This window comes from Bacillus sp. OTU530 (assembly GCF_038440375.1).
Genome location: NZ_JASATP010000006.1, coordinates 161547 through 178141, shown reverse-complemented (window position 1 = coordinate 178141; position 16595 = coordinate 161547). Strand labels below are relative to the sequence as shown.

The 16595-nt window shown below is 41.8% G+C and carries 16 protein-coding genes; 12 read left to right on the top strand and 4 right to left on the bottom strand.

Translation table 11 applies throughout. The features are described from left to right. Positions 1–242: 242 nt before the first annotated feature. The 6 genes from AAHB12_RS06660 to AAHB12_RS06635 all read left to right on the top strand — a co-directional run bounded on the left by AAHB12_RS06660 (position 243) and on the right by AAHB12_RS06635 (position 6055). Positions 243–875 carry a DUF2953 domain-containing protein gene (locus AAHB12_RS06660; protein ID WP_342044705.1) on the top strand — a complete coding sequence of 211 codons (633 nt, stop codon included), beginning with the start codon at positions 243–245 and terminating at the stop codon, positions 873–875. Positions 876–939: 64 nt separating this feature from the next. Next, positions 940–1338, top strand: coding sequence for a GerW family sporulation protein (gene ytfJ, locus AAHB12_RS06655; protein WP_129727834.1), 399 nt, complete (start codon positions 940–942; stop codon positions 1336–1338). Positions 1339–1734: 396 nt separating this feature from the next. Beyond that, positions 1735–2235 (top strand): thiol peroxidase, encoded by a 501-nt coding sequence (gene tpx / locus AAHB12_RS06650; protein ID WP_129727833.1) that lies wholly within the window; start codon positions 1735–1737, stop codon positions 2233–2235. A gap of 271 nt (positions 2236–2506) precedes the next feature. Next, positions 2507–3499 (top strand): class I SAM-dependent methyltransferase, encoded by a 993-nt coding sequence (locus AAHB12_RS06645; protein WP_342044704.1) that lies wholly within the window; start codon positions 2507–2509, stop codon positions 3497–3499. Between the two features lie 230 nt (positions 3500–3729). Then, on the top strand, positions 3730–4920 hold the full coding sequence (locus tag AAHB12_RS06640; protein WP_129727831.1) for an acetate kinase: 1191 nt from the start codon (positions 3730–3732) through the stop codon (positions 4918–4920). 298 nt (positions 4921–5218) lie between these two features. Continuing rightward, the gene (locus AAHB12_RS06635) at positions 5219–6055 is read left to right on the top strand and encodes an EcsC family protein (protein WP_342044703.1); all 837 of its coding nucleotides are present in this window, start codon (positions 5219–5221) and stop codon (positions 6053–6055) included. 201 nt (positions 6056–6256) lie between these two features. Here the strand turns inward: AAHB12_RS06635 and AAHB12_RS06630 are convergent, their stop codons facing one another. Continuing rightward, positions 6257–6574, bottom strand: coding sequence for a radical SAM protein (locus AAHB12_RS06630; protein ID WP_129727829.1), 318 nt, complete (start codon positions 6572–6574; stop codon positions 6257–6259). Between the two features lie 181 nt (positions 6575–6755). On the opposite strand from AAHB12_RS06630, the gene AAHB12_RS06625 reads away from it, so the two are divergent. The 3 genes from AAHB12_RS06625 (at position 6756) to ald (ending at position 10873) form a co-directional block, all read left to right on the top strand. Beyond that, a complete protein-coding gene (locus tag AAHB12_RS06625) occupies positions 6756–7964 on the top strand; it encodes an argininosuccinate synthase (protein ID WP_129727828.1) in 1209 nt (402 codons plus the stop codon). Then, positions 7961–9334 carry an argininosuccinate lyase gene (argH, locus tag AAHB12_RS06620; RefSeq protein ID WP_129727827.1) on the top strand — a complete coding sequence of 458 codons (1374 nt, stop codon included), beginning with the start codon at positions 7961–7963 and terminating at the stop codon, positions 9332–9334. Before AAHB12_RS06625 ends, argH begins: the two co-directional genes overlap by 4 nt. 423 nt (positions 9335–9757) lie before the next feature. After that, positions 9758–10873, top strand: a complete 1116-nt coding sequence (ald, locus tag AAHB12_RS06610) for an alanine dehydrogenase (RefSeq protein ID WP_342044702.1) — start codon at positions 9758–9760, stop codon at positions 10871–10873. A 55-nt stretch (positions 10874–10928) separates the two neighbouring features. Here ald and AAHB12_RS06605 read toward each other — a convergent pair whose 3' ends face one another. After that, complete coding sequence (locus AAHB12_RS06605) at positions 10929–11192, bottom strand: hypothetical protein (RefSeq protein WP_129727825.1); 264 nt, start codon at positions 11190–11192, stop codon at positions 10929–10931. Between the two features lie 107 nt (positions 11193–11299). Beyond that, complete coding sequence (locus AAHB12_RS06600; RefSeq protein ID WP_342044701.1) at positions 11300–12400, bottom strand: M24 family metallopeptidase; 1101 nt, start codon at positions 12398–12400, stop codon at positions 11300–11302. Between the two features lie 168 nt (positions 12401–12568). Between AAHB12_RS06600 and AAHB12_RS06595 the strand changes: the two genes are divergently transcribed. Together AAHB12_RS06595 and AAHB12_RS06590 are read left to right on the top strand one after the other, a co-directional pair. Further along, the gene (locus tag AAHB12_RS06595; protein WP_342044700.1) at positions 12569–13252 is read left to right on the top strand and encodes a metal-dependent hydrolase; all 684 of its coding nucleotides are present in this window, start codon (positions 12569–12571) and stop codon (positions 13250–13252) included. A gap of 245 nt (positions 13253–13497) precedes the next feature. Then, entirely contained in the window at positions 13498–14811 is a 1314-nt protein-coding gene (locus AAHB12_RS06590) for a DRTGG domain-containing protein (RefSeq protein WP_129727822.1), read from the top strand. Between the two features lie 243 nt (positions 14812–15054). On the opposite strand, the gene AAHB12_RS06585 is transcribed toward AAHB12_RS06590, so the two are convergent. Continuing rightward, positions 15055–15354 (bottom strand): YtpI family protein, encoded by a 300-nt coding sequence (locus AAHB12_RS06585; RefSeq protein ID WP_129727821.1) that lies wholly within the window; start codon positions 15352–15354, stop codon positions 15055–15057. Between the two features lie 120 nt (positions 15355–15474). Between AAHB12_RS06585 and AAHB12_RS06580 the strand changes: the two genes are divergently transcribed. After that, on the top strand, positions 15475–16410 hold the full coding sequence (locus AAHB12_RS06580; RefSeq protein ID WP_342044699.1) for a DHH family phosphoesterase: 936 nt from the start codon (positions 15475–15477) through the stop codon (positions 16408–16410). Positions 16411–16595 lie beyond the last annotated feature (185 nt).

The window sequence follows — 16595 nt, the reverse complement described above, 5'->3', positions numbered from 1 at the left end:
AAATTTTAGGAATAAAGTATAAGTAGGGCTACGCCTCTGTCTTCGCCCAAGGGCAGGGCTCGCCAATCGGCGAGTTTTCTTTATCTCACGTATTTTCGGATGTGACCGAAATACCTATCGGGAACCGCTGTATATAAACGCTAAAAACCGGACATAGAGCCTTGTCCGGTTTTCTGTTTTTTGAAGGTTTATTTCCTTTTTTTTCCGTCTATACTGGTTACGGAATGAAAGGATGAACGCGTATGACTTGGTACACTATAGTCCCTGCAATTTTAATTTTATTATGCTTAGTCATTTTCATAACGAAAATTTCCATAAAGGCAATTATTTTGTATACACCACTAGAAAGACAAGTAGTCCTTCGTGTACGTGTATGGTTTATTCCCTTTACGATTGATGTGCTGAAACTGTTGCAAAAACGGAAGGAGAAGCAGAAGCAGAATAAGGAGCCGAAGCAGGAGGAGGACTCGGAGGATTCTGTATCAGAATGGCTTGAAAGAATACCGAATTTGATAAAAAGCGCTGGAGATATCCATACTATACTTAAGGGTTTTCTCCAGAAAATCAAGGTAAAGAAGTTTTCATGGAGCTCTCATATTGGCACAGGTGATGCGGCAGCCACTGGGATACTGGCTGGACAAGTTTGGTCTGTAAAAGGAATAGCAATTGGGCTGATCAGTCATTATATGCGTGTCGTAGGGCAGCCTCAGCTAGAGGTGCATCCTGTGTTTCAAGGAACAGCGGCAGCCACTCGTCTTGAGTGTGCTGTTTCATTTCGAAGCGGTCCAGTTATTTTTACGGCAATTAAGCTGCTTCGGTATATCAAGAAACATCGTTCTGTCTTGATTGGTCAAACAGAGCAGCTGCATCAATAGGAACTGTCGGTGTGATAAAACGATAGGAATAAATGGTAAATAAAAGCTGGAGGAGGTCCAGATTATGGCAGAGCACCCGATTCAAAGCTTAATGACAACAGCTATGGAAAATCTAAAGGCGCTCGTTGATGTAAATACAATTATTGGAGAACCTATTCAATCTCCAGACGGCAGCGTGATTTTAACTGTTTCTAAAGTAGGCTTTGGCTTCGCAGCTGGCGGAAGTGAATTCGGTAAAGATAGTGGAGGGAAGCGGCCGTTTGGGGGCGGAAGCGGCGGAGGTGTGTCAATTACCCCTATCGCGTTTCTTGTTGTGAACGGGAAAGGGATCAAAGTGCTTCATCTTGATGAAAATACACACTTACTTGATAAAGTGATTGACATGGCTCCACAGGCAGTTGAGAAAATACAGGATATGCTCAAGAAAAGTAAACAAGAGGCGGATCAAACGCATTCTTATTAGTACAAAGGGCTGATGTCGCTTGACATCAGCTCTCTCTGTGGATTCATGAAAAAAAAACGGAATGGTAGAGGAGGGCTTTCTCATTTTCCGACAGAAGGCTCCTGCTTCAAGCACATACTGCAGCGTGTATAGGGTGCAACTATCACTGCTTACAAGAAAGTGTGAGCTCTCCCTATTTGTCATATGAGAGGCCAGTTGAATGGATTTGTGTTTCGTTTGTGGAAATAAAATATAAAACACCCACCTTTGGCCAATGGGAATTCTCTTTGTGGGAAAGGAGGTGGGGTGTCATTCAATATTTTTCGACAAATGAAAGCCTTTTTGTTGCATTCCATTTCTGTTCCCTCTATCATGGACACTGTACATACTTTTTGGTAAAAAAAAGGAGGATTTACAATGGCAAACGTTACATTTAAAGGAAATCCTGTTACATTGCTTGGCAACGAAGTGAAGGTAGGAGAACAAGCGCCAAATTTTACGGTGTTAGCTAACGATTTATCTCCTGTAACATTAGATACTTACAAAGGTGCAGTGAAGTTGATTAGCGTAGTGCCTTCAGTAGATACAGGCGTATGTGCTGCGCAAACACGTAAATTCAATGAAGAAGCTGCAGGTCTTGATAATGTGAAGGTATTAACAGTTAGCGTTGATCTTCCATTTGCCCAAAAGCGTTACTGTGCGACAGAAGGTCTTGAGAATGCTGTTACGCTTTCGGATCACCGTGATCTTTCCTTCGGTAAAGCATATGGTGTTGCAATTGAGGAGCTTCGTTTATTAACTCGCGCTGTGTTCGTAATCAACAGTGAAGACCAAGTAACATACGTAGAATATGTAAGTGAAGCAACAAATCATCCAAACTACGAAGCAGCGCTTGAAGCTGCAAAAGCTGCGAAGTAAGCAGTGGTATAAGCTACGAGACCTCCCGCAAAGGGAGGTCTTTTTTGTACTGTAAGAAAGTCTAAATTTCTATCCAGGAGGCCATTCGACGTAGTAAAAAATTTTAGGAATAAAGTATAAGGGTAACTTACGCCTCTGTCTTCATTCAAGGGTGTGCTAATCAGCAGGAAAGATATCGTGTCTGCTTTTCTTGCAGTACGCCAATACTGAATAATATGAAACAGTGTGGTACACTATGTTTGTTTTGTGATTTTTGAGAGGAGTGTAGAAAATGAGTTCTAAAATAGAGGTGTTATTTTCCATTCTAGATACATCCACGAACATTTTACGAAATGAGCTGGATTTTACATATTTAGAAGCACTTGCAGAAGCAGGCGATAATATATTCGAGGGAGCTGTTTTGCAGGAAGAATTGCGGCAGTCTGCTAAAGAACGCCTGCAACGGGAATATGGAAAATTCCATGAGGGAACATATACAAGTGAAGATATTCGTAAAGCAGTTCAGCTATGCCTGCTGAAGGGAATGAAGGAAGGGATACAGGCTACGCATGAAATGACACCTGATGCAGTTGGCATGTTTGTGAGCTATTTATTTAATAAATTTACAATGGGCCGAACAGATTTAACTGTTCTTGATCCGGCTGTTGGTACGGGGAACCTACTAACAACCTTGTTTAACCATCGAGAAAAGGGCGTACAGATAAGCGGATTCGGTGTAGAGGTTGATGATGTGCTGCTTCGCCTTGCCTTTATGAATGCAAATTTGCAAAAGCATAAAGTTGAACTGTTTCATCAAGACGGTCTAGCACCGCTCTATATTGACCCGGTTGATGCCGTGGTATGCGACTTGCCGGTTGGCTATTATCCAAATGAGGAGCGAGCGAAGGAGTATGCGCTACATGCAGAAAACGGCTTGTCATACGCACATCATCTTTTTATAGAGCAAAGCATCAAGCATACAAAGGAAGGTGGCTATTTGTTCTTCTTGATTCCGAACTTCTTGTTTACGAGTGATCAGGCACCAAAGCTGCAAGAGTTTATCAGGAAACAGTGTCATATTCAAGGAGTACTACAGTTAGCAGTTTCCATGTTTAAAAATGAAAAAAATGCAAAAAGTATATTTGTTCTCCAAAAGAAGGGGCTGGGGATACAACCGCCGAAGCAGGCGCTGATCGTAGAACTCCCAGCATTCTCAAATCTTAAGGCTACAGAAAACATAATGTTGCAGCTCAACCAATGGTTTTCAATGAATAAAGGTATATAACAGATAGCAACAATTGTATAATACAGTTAGAAAAGATTGTAATTTTTTACACTATTTAAGTCAGGAATTTCGTTTTTTTATAAATCTGTAATATAAAAAAAAATGAAGTGTTTCATTTTTTTCTCTTGAAATATAACGAGTACGGTGTTTAAATTAGTAGTGTGATAAAAAATGACAAAACTTGCGAAAATTCTACATCGTTAACAAGATATAAAGGGGCGAAAAACCAGATGACAAAAGTGATTGCCATTAATGCAGGCAGTTCATCTTTAAAATTTCAATTGTTTGAAATGCCAAGCGAGACGGTTTTAACAAAAGGATTAGTAGAACGTATTGGTTTAAACGATAGCGTATTCACGATTACAGTGAATGATGAAAAGCAAACAGATATATTAGATATTCCAAACCATGCAGTGGCTGTAAAAATGTTGCTTGAAAAGTTAACTTCTACAGGCATCATCCAATCTTTAGATGAAATTGGCGGTATTGGACACCGCGTTGTACATGGCGGGGAAAAATTTAATGATTCAGTATTGCTTACGGAAGAGATACTACAAGAAATTGAGGAATTGAGCGATTTAGCACCGCTACATAATCCTGCTAATATCGTTGGTATTCGAGCGTTTCAAGAGGTACTTCCAAACGTTCCTGCTGTTGCAGTGTTTGATACGGCGTTTCATCAAACAATGCCGGAAGAATCATTTTTATACAGTTTACCGTATGATTATTACAAAAAGTACGGCATCCGTAAGTATGGCTTTCACGGTACATCCCATAAATATGTTACAGAACGCGCTGCGGCAATGCTTGGTCGTCCAATAGAGCAGCTTCGTCTTATCTCTTGTCACTTAGGAAACGGAGCAAGTATTGCGGCTGTTGAGGGTGGAAAATCTATTGACACTTCTATGGGCTTTACACCACTTGCAGGCGTAACAATGGGGACGCGCTCTGGTAACATTGATCCGGCATTAATCCCATACATTATGGAGAAAACAGGAAAGACTGTAGAAGAAGTATTAGATGTTTTAAATAAAAAGAGCGGAATGTTAGGGATTACTGGCTTCTCTAGTGATTTACGTGATATTGAGCAGGAGAGCGCTGAGGGAGAATATCGTGCACAGGTAGCTCTTCGTGTGTTTGCAAGCCGTATCCATAAATATGTCGGTTCTTACGCAGCACGTATGAAGGGTGTTGACGCTATTATCTTTACGGCAGGTATCGGAGAGAACAGTGATACTATCCGCGCTCGTGTGTTGGAAGGATTAGAGTTCATGGGTGTGTACTGGGATCCAGCACGCAACAACGTACGTGGGGAAGAAACATTTATCAGCTATCCGCATTCACCCGTTAAAGTATTGATTATTCCTACAAACGAAGAAGTAATGATTGCACGCGACGTTGTACGCATGGCTAATGTATAAGAAAAAAGACGGGATATCCCGTCTTTTTTCATTTGCGCTGTAGGAAAGTATAAATTTCCAGCCGGAAGCAAATTCGACGGAGTGAGAAGTTTTAGGAATAAAGTATAACGTTTCGGATCATTGCTTAGATCCACAGGCTGCCTTCTCTCGAATAATTTCCAGTACAAAAAGGAATGGCAGTTACAGCCATGTTCTTTAGGGTAAGTATGATATAATATTAGGAACTATGTGGTAAAAAAAGGATGGTGCAGGGCAAGCCTGGGCCAAGCAACGCTTTCTCAGATAAGGAGCTGATACTATGCCATTAACAGAACGGGAGCAAAAGGTTTGGAATGAAATTCAAAGCTGGGAGTACCAATTATCGCAGCAGGAATCAACCGACTTTCAAATGCTGTATGACAAATGGGTGAATGCGGCTGTAAATGGAATACCGGCTGGCAAGAGGCTGGAGGCTTTTGCAAAAGTGGATCAATGGTTGTTTCATTTACATGCGTTTATTCAAAGCTCACAATCGCAGTTAGATGCGAGAGGGCGTATTTTATCAGAGGCACGTTTATTTAATGAGCATATTGAGCACCTTGAAGAGCTTCGTACATTATCTATTGATCAGCTTATTTATATTGCAGAGCATCAAATTGCCCGTCATCGTGTCTATTCTTTCTTACAGGGTGGGGCGACGGGAGCTGGAGGTTTCTTATTGCTGAGTGCTGATCTTCCACTCATGCTCACTTTAAATTTGAAGGCTGTTCAGCTGATCGCAACTACGTATGGATATGATGTGAATAAACCTTATGAGATGATGCTTGCTTTAAAGGTGTTTCATGCAGCCATCTTGCCAGCGAGATTACAGCGCTATGCTTGGCATGGATTACTGGATGAAATTAATGAGGCAGGAGATATGCCATTTTTTTATGCAGGAGAAGACAAAATTGTAGGTGCAGAGTCCTGTCAGGCGTTTTTGAAGCAGACGCTTAAAACGTATATTATTTATATGCTTCGCCGCAAGCTCGTTCAAGGGATCCCGCTTCTTGGAATTGCGGTTGGATCGACGGTAAACTATCGATTAACCCGCACTGTCACAGAGTTTACCCATCGCTTCTATCAGATGCGGTATTTGCTTGAGAAACAAAAATAAGCTTCTGCCCCAGCAGAAGCTTATTTTTTATGTTCAAAAAACAAAGGATAAGTGCAGCTGCAGCTCGGTCTTCGAGCCCGCCAATCGGTGAGTTTTCTGTATTAAACTAGGAAATGATGCATAGGGAACAATGAAGATATTCACAGCTTTCTACCCTCTGTAAGCAGCATCTAATGAGAATGAAATGTGGGCGCTGATGTATTATGAGTGTGTTTTTTCGGCAGATATATCCTGATGTATACGATACCACAGCCATAAATCATTAATAACAGAAGCAAGATTAGCAATTTCTGAATTTAATCTGCAGGAAATCCCAAAATCTGCTTCATGATCAAGCTGATGCTGCTTTTGGTTAATTGTTTGTTCCAGTTCTTGAATACGATCGGGAATATGTCCGCGTATGCTTTCCCATTTCAGTAAAATGTGCTGCTGATCTTGCTTTGGTATTTCATCCCAATCTTCTTGTGAATCAGGAACTTCAATGCCTAATCGTTCATCTAATATAAAATAATGTTTCATGATTTCCCCTCCGTTTACCCATATTCTATACGAAAGGCTAGGCGAATTCGAAGGAATTGTCTGAAAAAAGAAAAGCGAAAAATAATTCTTGCGTGGTGGGCAAAAAGTTGGTAAAGTATCACTATGAATGAAAATGAATTTAGATGAATATTTATTCTTTTAATATATAGGAGGATGTCAGATGGGCAAGCAAAAATTAGTGTTGGCATATTCCGGAGGCTTAGACACTTCCGTTGCAATTAAATGGTTACAACAACAAGGTTATGATGTAGTAGCGGTAGGATTAGATGTAGGCGAAGGAAAAGACGTTGAGTTTATCAAGCAAAAAGCATTACAGGTCGGCGCAGTAGAATCTTATTCCATTGATGCAAGAAAAGAATTTGCTGAAGAGTACGTTCTTCCAGTGCTGCAAAGCCATGCATTATATGAAGAAAAATATCCACTTGTATCGGCTTTGTCACGTCCGTTAATTTCAAAAAAGCTTGTTGAGATTGCAGAGCAAGTAGGAGCGGTTGCAGTTGCTCATGGCTGCACAGGAAAAGGAAACGACCAAGTTCGTTTTGAAGTTTCTATCATGGCTTTAAATCCAGATTTAAAAGTAGTAGCTCCTGTACGTGAGTGGAGTTGGTCACGTGAAGAAGAAATCGAATACGCGAAAGAAAACAACATTCCAATTCCAATCAATTTAGATAATCCATACTCTATCGATGCAAACCTTTGGGGAAGAGCATGTGAGTGCGGTGTGTTAGAAGATCCATGGGCTGCTCCTCCAGAGGGTGCATACGATATGACAGCACCTCTTGAAGCAACTCCAGATCAAGCAGATATCGTTGAAATCGAGTTTAAGCAAGGTGTGCCGGTTGCATTGAACGGAAAAGCATACGAGCTTCATGAATTAATTATAGAGTTAAATGATCTTGCTGGTAAGCACGGCGTTGGCCGCATTGACCATGTTGAGAATCGTCTTGTAGGTATTAAGTCTCGCGAAGTATATGAGTGCCCAGCTGCTCTTACTTTAATCAAGGCGCACAAAGAGCTAGAAGATTTAACATTAACGAAGGATGTAGCACACTTCAAGCCAATCATCGCTCATAAATTAACAGAGCTTATCTACAACGGCCTATGGTTCTCTCCTTTGCATAAAGCGTTGCTTGCGTTCATCGAAAGCACACAAAAGAATGTAACAGGTACAGTGCGCGTGAAGCTATTTAAAGGGCATGCTATTGTAGAGGGCAGAAAATCTGAAAACTCTCTATATGATGAAAAGCTTGCAACATATACGAAAGCAGATGAGTTTAACCATCAAGCAGCAGTCGGCTTTATCGAATTGTTCGGATTACCAACTAAGGTTTACAGCCAGCTGCATAATCAGAAGAAGGTGGAAGTGTGAAAAAACTTTGGGGCGGCCGCTTCACAGAAGGAGCCGAAGCGTGGGTAGAAGAATTCGGAGCATCCATTTTCTTCGATCAAGAGCTTGTGCTTGAGGATCTTGAAGGAAGTATCGCACATGTTACGATGCTTGCGAAATCCGGCATCCTTCCAGAAGAAGATGCGGCAAAGATTAAGGAAGGACTGCAAGTTCTTCTTGAGAAAGCAAACAACAATGAATTGACATTTTCTGTTGAAAATGAGGATGTTCATTTAAACCTAGAAAAAATGCTAATTGAACAAATCGGCGAAGTGGGCGGTAAACTGCATACTGCCCGTAGCCGTAATGACCAAGTTGCGACGGATATGCATTTGTACTTACGTAAAGAAGTTCGCGATATTATTGCTAAGCTGAAAGGGCTGCAAGAGGTGCTCGTGAAGAAGGCGGAGCAGCATGTGGAAACGATTATGCCAGGCTACACGCATTTGCAGCGTGCACAGCCAGTGTCGTTTGCGCATCATCTTCTTGCATACTTTTGGATGCTGCAGCGTGATGTTGAGCGTTATGAGGATTCCTTAAAACGCATCAATCTTTCTCCGCTTGGAGCTGGTGCTCTTGCTGGTACAACATTCCCGATTGACCGCAGCTACAGCGCGTCATTGCTTGGATTTGACGGCATTTATGAAAACAGCATGGATGCGGTAAGTGACCGTGACTTTATTCTAGAGTTTTTAAGCGGCTCTTCTATCTTGATGATGCACTTGTCGCGTTTTTGCGAGGAGCTTATTTTGTGGAGCAGTCAGGAGTTTCAATTCATTGAAATGAGTGACAAATACTCTACAGGAAGCAGCATTATGCCGCAAAAGAAAAACCCGGATATGGCGGAGTTAATCCGTGGTAAAACAGGACGCGTATACGGAAACCTATTTAGCCTGCTTACGGTTATGAAGGGTCTGCCGCTTGCCTATAATAAAGACTTGCAAGAGGACAAGGAAGGTATGTTTGATACGGTGAAAACAATTAAAACTTCTCTTCTTGTAATGGCAGGCATGATTGACACAATGAAAGTAAATACTGATAAGCTCGGACAGGCAGTAAAGCAAGACTTCTCTAATGCAACTGAAATTGCGGATTACTTGGCAGCAAAAGGTCTTCCGTTCCGTCAGGCGCATGAGGTAGTAGGACGTTTAGTGCTCATGTGTATTGAAAAGGGCATTTACTTATTAGATTTGCCACTTGAGACGTATCAAGAGGTATGTCCGTTGTTTGAGGCGGATTTGTATGATGTATTGGACCCGTATGCAGCAGTAAAGCGTCGTAATAGTGAAGGCGGTACTGGCTTTGATCAAGTGCGTCAAGCGCTTGAGAAAGCAAATGCAGTATTGGGATAATAGGATAGGAAACAAGCCAAGGCATATGCCTTGGCTTGTTTTCATTGTAAGAAAGTATAAATTTCCAGCTAGAAGCGAATTCGACGTAGTGAGAAATTTTAGGAATAAAGTATAAGTGCAACTACGCCTCTGTCTTCGCCCAAGGGCAGGGCTCGCCAATCGACGAGTTTTCTTTATCTATATAATTCACTTACAGCTCACTCTTTTCCTTTTCTTTGCTGCGAACGGCAAGGAAATCATATTTTGCATAGCGAATAATATGTTCAGATACATTGCCGATTAGAAAGCTCTTTACTGCATTTCATTAAGATTGTGAAGTTGTAAACAAAGATCCAAAATAGGGAACGGGCCTTAAATATTTTTTCGTTTTGTTGCATATGCTAGCAGAAGACGAGCTTTTATTATCTTAAGGGGGAAGGCGCAGTGCGAATCGGTATACCAAAGGAAGTTAAAAATAACGAAAACCGTGTAGCTATGACGCCAGCGGGGGTTATTCATCTCGTTGGAGGTGGACATGAGGTATATATTGAGACGGAAGCAGGGATTGGCTCCGGATTTACAGACAAGGAGTATGAAAAAGCTGGTGCTGTTATTGTACGTACGGCGCAAGAGGCATGGTCAATGGATATGGTGATGAAAGTCAAGGAGCCGATTCAAAGCGAGTACATTTATTTTCGGGAAGGATTAATTTTATTTACCTATTTGCATCTTGCAGCGGAGCCCGAGCTAACAAAAGCGCTGAGCGAGAAAAAGGTAGTTGGTATAGCCTACGAGACAGTACAGTTAACAAACCAATCATTACCATTGCTGACACCGATGAGTGAAGTTGCAGGTCGAATGGCTACGCAAATAGGAGCCCAGTTTCTTGAAAAGCCCAAAGGAGGAAAAGGAATTTTACTTGGTGGGGTTCCGGGGGTGAAACGCGGTCAGGTAACCATTATTGGCGGAGGGGTGGCAGGTACAAACGCAGCGAAAATTGCGGTAGGTTTAGGTGCAAATGTGACGATGATTGATGTAAATCCACAGCGTCTTCGTGAGTTGGATGATATTTTCGGTCATCGCATTACAACCCTCATGTCAAACCCATATAATATTGCTCATACGGTGAGAGAAAGTGATTTAGTAATTGGAGCTGTGCTCATTCCAGGTGCAAAGGCCCCGAAACTTGTAAGTACAGACATCATTCAGTCGATGGAGCCCGGCTCAGTAATTGTTGATGTTGCCATTGACCAAGGTGGTATTTTTGAAACGACGGATCATCTTACAACACACGACAATCCAACCTATATCAAGCATGGCGTTGTTCATTATGCTGTGGCGAATATGCCGGGAGCTGTGCCGCGTACCTCAACCATTGCCCTCACAAATGTAACGGTACCGTATGCAGTGCAAATTGCCAGAAAAGGCTACAAGAGAGCCTGTCTTGATAATGAAGCATTGCTAAAAGGGATCAACACATTAAATGGTCATGTCACATATCAGGCTGTTGCACAAGCGCATGACTTACCCTATGTAGACGCAGTTACGCTTCTTTCGTGACAGCGCAAAGGACCCATTTTATCATAGGTCCTTTTGTGTATGTTGTTATATAAGATTAGCTGGCGTTATAACGTTTCCAGTCAATTTTTCGATAATCAAGTCCGGCAAGAAATAAAGTGAGTTCTGTTCTGCCATGATATACTGGTCTGCCTTTCCGATCCTTGCTTACTAGAACTATAGGAACATTTGGAAAATATGGTACAAATTTATCCCGGACTTGATTAATATAGTCGTCTGAATTATAAAATAGACCGTTTTCTACAACGGCAATTGCAAATGTCACACCTTCTTCTTGAATTAGAGCTCCTTCGAATTCCATGATGTTTGATCCCCTTCCATAAATGCATTTCGTACATTTCGCTATAGAGAAGAGAAATTCCTTCTAGTAATGTATCGAAATATACAAAATCCACTGTAAAAAGATAATTATTTTTTAATAATTTGTAATTCCTTTGGATATTTCGTCAAGATTTCTGTACCCTTTTTTGTTACATACACATCATCCTCAATACGCACTCCACCAATAGCAGGGACGTATATGCCAGGCTCAATTGTGAACACCATTCCCTCTTGCAAGGGGGTTGTGTTGGCATCCGTAACAGATGGATACTCATGCACGCTAATTCCTAAGCCGTGTCCGAGACGGTGCGGAAAATAATTTCCATATCCAGCTTGCTCAATATGTGAGCGTGCAGCGCGGTCAATTGTATCGAATGGTACACCAGGCTTGCACATATCAATTGCTTTTTGCTGTGCATCGCGTACAGTATCATATATGCGTTTTTGTTCTTCTGTCACATTTCCGAATGCAACAGTGCGTGTAATGTCGGAACAGTAGCCATCGATAATTACACCTAAATCAAATAACACAAAGTCACCACGCTGAATACGGTTCGCACCTGGGGCGCCATGCGGCAAGGCTGAGTTTGTGCCAGTTAGCACCATCGTATTAAAGGCCATCTGTTGAATCCCTTTTTTCTTCAGTTCTGTTTCGATTGCTGCCAAAATTGTCAGCTCTGTTTTTCCTTCCGCGATTTCATCTACGCCTATTTCAATTGCATAGTCTGCCATATAGGCAGCTTGGCGTAAAATAGTAAGCTCCTGTTCATCCTTTATGAGGCGAAGCTCATGCAGTTTTGCTTCTGCAGCAATAAAATGAGCATTTTGAAACAGATTTTGAAGATTTTCATACCGTTCTACGTTTAAATGCTCCTTTTCGATTGCTGCTGTGTGAACACGAAGCCCTCTTTTTTCGATTGTCTTTGAGATGAGCGACCATATATTGTCAGTATCGCTGTATCCAATCACTTCGTGCATCCAGCCTGCATGCCGTACTTGGTGCTCTTCCATTTTAGGACAAATTAAAATTGGCTCACTTTCGGGAAAGATAAACAGTCCCAGCAGCCGCTCATGCGGCTCACAATAAAACTTGCTCAGGTAAAATACGTTCGGTGTAGAGGTAAGGAATGCTACATCGATATCGCGTTCCTGCAGCCAATGCATCAAATTTTGCAGCCGTTGGTTCATATCTCAACCCTCCCTTGTTTCGTTATTATAACTTTACTGTTTCTCTGTTGCGATGACAAGAGAGGAAGTGTTAAAAGGGATAAAAGATTTAAAGGATTTGTTTTGAAACCTAGAGAATTTGTTTATAGAATAGAAGGGGTGAAGAAAGATTTTAAGGAGGAAAACGAAATGAAGGTATCTTATCACGGTCATTCTGTCGTCAAAATTGAAACAAATGATTTTACAATTCTCATTGACCCGTTTTTAACAGGAAATCCACAGACAGACTTGAAGCCCGATGAGGTAAAAGCTGATGCTATTTTACTTACGCATGGTCATGGTGACCACGTTGGCGACACAGTGGCGATTGCAAAACAGAATGATGCTTTGGTTGTAGCAACTGCCGAATTGGCAGCATTTTTGGGATGGCAGGGAGTAAAAACTCACAGCATGCATATCGGGGGCTCTCGTGAATTTGACTTCGGGATGGTAAAGCTTACACAAGCGTTTCACGGTTCTGCTTACATAGACGAGCAAACAAAGACAATTACCTATACAGGCATGCCGGCTGGCATTTTGTTTACGGCAGAAGGAAAAACGATTTATCACGCAGGCGATACAGCGCTGTTTTCGGACATGAAGCTGATTGGCTCCCGTCATTCCATTGACGTAGCATTTTTGCCGATTGGTGATAATTTCACAATGGGGCCTGAGGATGCAGCGCTTGCAGCCCAATGGCTTGGTGCAAAAGTTGTCGTGCCGATGCACTATAATACATTCCCGCCGATTCAGCAGGATCCATATCACTTTGTGGAAATGCTGCAAGGCAGCGTTGGGAAAGTATTACAGCCGGGGGAAGCAATTGAATTGTAGAACAAAGGAAAGAGGTGCCTAGAGGTGGGGCGCTTCTTTTTTACATTGTAGGAAAGTATAAATTTCCAGCCGGAAGCCCATTCGACGTAGGAGGAAGTTTTAGGCATACAGTATCAGTGCAACTACGCCTCCTTTTAATGTGTTATAAAAAAATGAATACAGCTCTCCTTACTTCCAGTGTAACAGTATTCATTTTGTAGTATAATTGTTATTATAACGCTGGAAGGAAAGTATGGTGAAGCTGCTTGGCTACGAAACACAATCAGATTTTAGAGCATATTAATAGCTTGCCGGTAGGGCACAAAATCTCGGTGCGGCAAATTGCAAAGGACTTGAATGTAAGTGAAGGGACGGCATACCGAGCAATTAAAGATGCAGAGAATAAAGGTTATGTGAGCACGATTGAACGTGTTGGAACGATCCGGATTGAGAAAAAGAAAAAGGAAAACATTGAAAGACTGACATATGCCGAGGTTATTAACATTGTAGACGGACAAGTTCTTGGTGGCCGGGAAGGCTTACATAAGACTTTAAATAAATTTGTAATCGGTGCGATGAAGCTTGAAGCTATGATGAGATACACGGATGCAGGAAACCTGCTGATTGTCGGAAACCGCACGCAGGCACATCAGCTTGCGTTAGAAGCCGGGGCAGCCGTGCTGATTACAGGCGGATTTGATACAGAGGATCATGTGAAAAAATTAGCAGATGAATTGAAGCTGCCGATTATTTCAAGCAGCTATGATACCTTTACAGTTGCAACACTTATTAACCGTGCGATTTATGACCAACTGATCAAAAAAGAAATTGTGCTTGTAGAGGATATCTTAACGCCAATCGAAAAAACCATTTCATTTAGACCGACAGATTTAGTTGCCAAGTGGCATGAGTATAGTCAAGAAACGCTCCATGGTCGTTATCCGATTATCGACGAGAATTTAAAGGTGCTCGGAATTATTACGGCAAAGGACATTATCGGAGTATCGATTGAAACACCTGTAGAAAAGGTAATGACAAAAAACCCCATTACGGTAAATGGCAAGGTATCTGTTGCTTCGGCAGCACGGATGATGGTGTGGGAAGGCATTGAACTTCTCCCGGTTGTTGATGAGCAGAACAGACTGCAGGGGATTCTAAGCCGGCAGGACGTTTTGCAGGCGCTGCAGATGATTCAACGTCAGCCGCAGGTCGGAGAGACCATCGAGGACATTGTGACTAATCAATTTATCGATACAAAGGAAACGAAGAACGAGAGTATGTACCGCTTTTCTGTTACACCGCAAATGACAAACTCTATTGGAACCTTATCATATGGTGTATTTACAACGATCGTGACAGAGGCGACGAATCGGGTGCTGCGCGTACATAAAAAGGGAGATCTTGTCGTAGAAAACTTAACAATTTACTTTGTTAAGCCAGTGCAAATTGATACGATTATCGAAGTGCATCCAAAGGTGATGGAAGTTGGAAGAAAGTTCGGAAAAGTAGATGTAGAGGTGTATCAGGAAGGGGCGGTTGTCGGAAAAGCACTTTTAATGGTGCAGCTAATCGATCGCTAGTAAAATAGAGTTTCATTTTAGCTCTCTATGCCCGTTATTTTTTACACTGTAAGAAAGTATAAATTTCCAGCTGAAAGCCAATTCGACATAGTCGGAAATTTTAGGAATACAGTATAAGGGCAACTACGCCTCTGTCTTCGCCCAGGAGCAGAGCTCGCCAATCGGCGAGTTTTCTTTAGAAGATTTGTGCGTATGATACAAAGAAAGGAAAAAGCTATCCATGGGTAGATAGCTTTATCTCTGTTAACTTAATTTTTCAGCTTCTTCTATAGCAAGAGGAAGAAAATGTTTGTATTGGCGAAAGCCGTTATAGGCACTTGCGCCTCCTATCAGGATAAACAATACTCCTACAATGATGCTTACTGTAGAGAGGTGGACAAAAAATTGATTTAATCCGAACAACAGAACAAATAGTCCAAGTGCCATGCTTGATTTTCCAGAAAGCCATCTCTTCTCCATTGGTCGGTGTGTACGAAAATACTTGGTTTTGTAAAACAGGTAAAACATAAATGAAACGACGATGAAAACAGCTAATACAGGCATGACCCACAACCCTCCAGTTAATATGCATTTATTTTATTTTAGCTGAATTTTCCTGCTGCTTGAAGTGTTTTCGTGTATGATAAGAGCAGGAGCTGCGAAGAAAAGGAGATTTATAAAGCTATGAAAGAACAAATTTTAGAGGCTATTAAGCAATTTGATACGATTATTATCCATCGTCATATTCGTCCAGATCCGGATGCATTAGGATCACAATGCGGACTTGGTACCATGCTGCAAGCATCGTTCCCGGAGAAAAACATCTATATGACCGGGGCGAATGAACCAACACTTTCTTATATGCGTATCATGGATAATGTAGATGATAGTACATATGAAAATGCATTGGTTATTGTATGTGATACAGCCAACGAGGATCGCATTTGTGACCAACGTTATAAAAATGGAAAAATGTTAATTAAAATTGACCATCATCCGAATGCAACGCCGTACGGAGATTTGTTGTGGGTTGATACGACGGCAAGCTCATGCAGCGAGATGATTTATGAGTTTTATTTATACGGACAAGACAAAGGCCTTGTGTTAACAGAGGAATCAGCACGCCTTATCTTTGGCGGTATTGTTGGTGATACAGGCCGCTTCTTATTCCGCAACACGTCGCCCAAAACATTTGAATATGCGGCGCAGCTTGTGGCAATGGGCATTGATTTTCCAGAACTGTATAATGAAATGTACAAGACGAGCGTTAGTCTGTCGCGTTTAAATGGCTATATTTTGCAAAATTTTGAGCTCACGGAGGAAGGGGCATCCTATATTAAAATTTCCCGTGAGACGATGGAGAAGTTTGGTGTTACAACAGCGGAGGCTTCATCGGTTGTTGGAACACTTGGAAGCATCGCGGGTATACGTGCATGGGTCTTGTTCCTTGAGGAGAAGGAATCCATTCGTGTTCGTCTTCGTTCCAAGGGTCTTGTGATCAATAAGCTAGCGGCTCAATATAATGGCGGAGGGCATCCGTTAGCATCTGGTGCAACAGTCCATTCATGGGAGGAAGCAGATGCGCTTATTGAAGATTTACGCGCACTTTGCAGACAATAATAGAGAATTTTTATAGAAAACTTGCTGATTGGCGAGCTGGTAGGCGAAGACAGAAGCGTAGTTGCCCTTATCCTTACACTGTACTCCTAACATTTCCGCCTGTGCAGCATGACTTCTAGCTGAAAATTTATAATTTCTTACAGTGCGAAAAAGCCAATTACCCCGTGCGGTTGGGACAATTGGCT

Excerpts from the sequence above, each read along its gene's own strand:
- AAHB12_RS06660 (WP_342044705.1), top strand. The coding sequence starts at position 243 with ATGACTTGGTACACTATAGTCCCTGCAATTTTAATTTTATTATGCTTA.
- ytfJ (WP_129727834.1), top strand. The coding sequence starts at position 940 with ATGGCAGAGCACCCGATTCAAAGCTTAATGACAACAGCTATGGAAAAT.
- tpx (WP_129727833.1), top strand. The coding sequence starts at position 1,735 with ATGGCAAACGTTACATTTAAAGGAAATCCTGTTACATTGCTTGGCAAC.
- AAHB12_RS06645 (WP_342044704.1), top strand. The coding sequence starts at position 2,507 with ATGAGTTCTAAAATAGAGGTGTTATTTTCCATTCTAGATACATCCACG.
- AAHB12_RS06640 (WP_129727831.1), top strand. The coding sequence starts at position 3,730 with ATGACAAAAGTGATTGCCATTAATGCAGGCAGTTCATCTTTAAAATTT.
- AAHB12_RS06635 (WP_342044703.1), top strand. The coding sequence starts at position 5,219 with ATGCCATTAACAGAACGGGAGCAAAAGGTTTGGAATGAAATTCAAAGC.
- AAHB12_RS06630 (WP_129727829.1), bottom strand. The coding sequence starts at position 6,574 with ATGAAACATTATTTTATATTAGATGAACGATTAGGCATTGAAGTTCCT.
- AAHB12_RS06625 (WP_129727828.1), top strand. The coding sequence starts at position 6,756 with ATGGGCAAGCAAAAATTAGTGTTGGCATATTCCGGAGGCTTAGACACT.
- AAHB12_RS06605 (WP_129727825.1), bottom strand. The coding sequence starts at position 11,192 with ATGGAATTCGAAGGAGCTCTAATTCAAGAAGAAGGTGTGACATTTGCA.
- AAHB12_RS06600 (WP_342044701.1), bottom strand. The coding sequence starts at position 12,400 with ATGAACCAACGGCTGCAAAATTTGATGCATTGGCTGCAGGAACGCGAT.
- AAHB12_RS06595 (WP_342044700.1), top strand. The coding sequence starts at position 12,569 with ATGAAGGTATCTTATCACGGTCATTCTGTCGTCAAAATTGAAACAAAT.
- AAHB12_RS06585 (WP_129727821.1), bottom strand. The coding sequence starts at position 15,354 with ATGCCTGTATTAGCTGTTTTCATCGTCGTTTCATTTATGTTTTACCTG.
- AAHB12_RS06580 (WP_342044699.1), top strand. The coding sequence starts at position 15,475 with ATGAAAGAACAAATTTTAGAGGCTATTAAGCAATTTGATACGATTATT.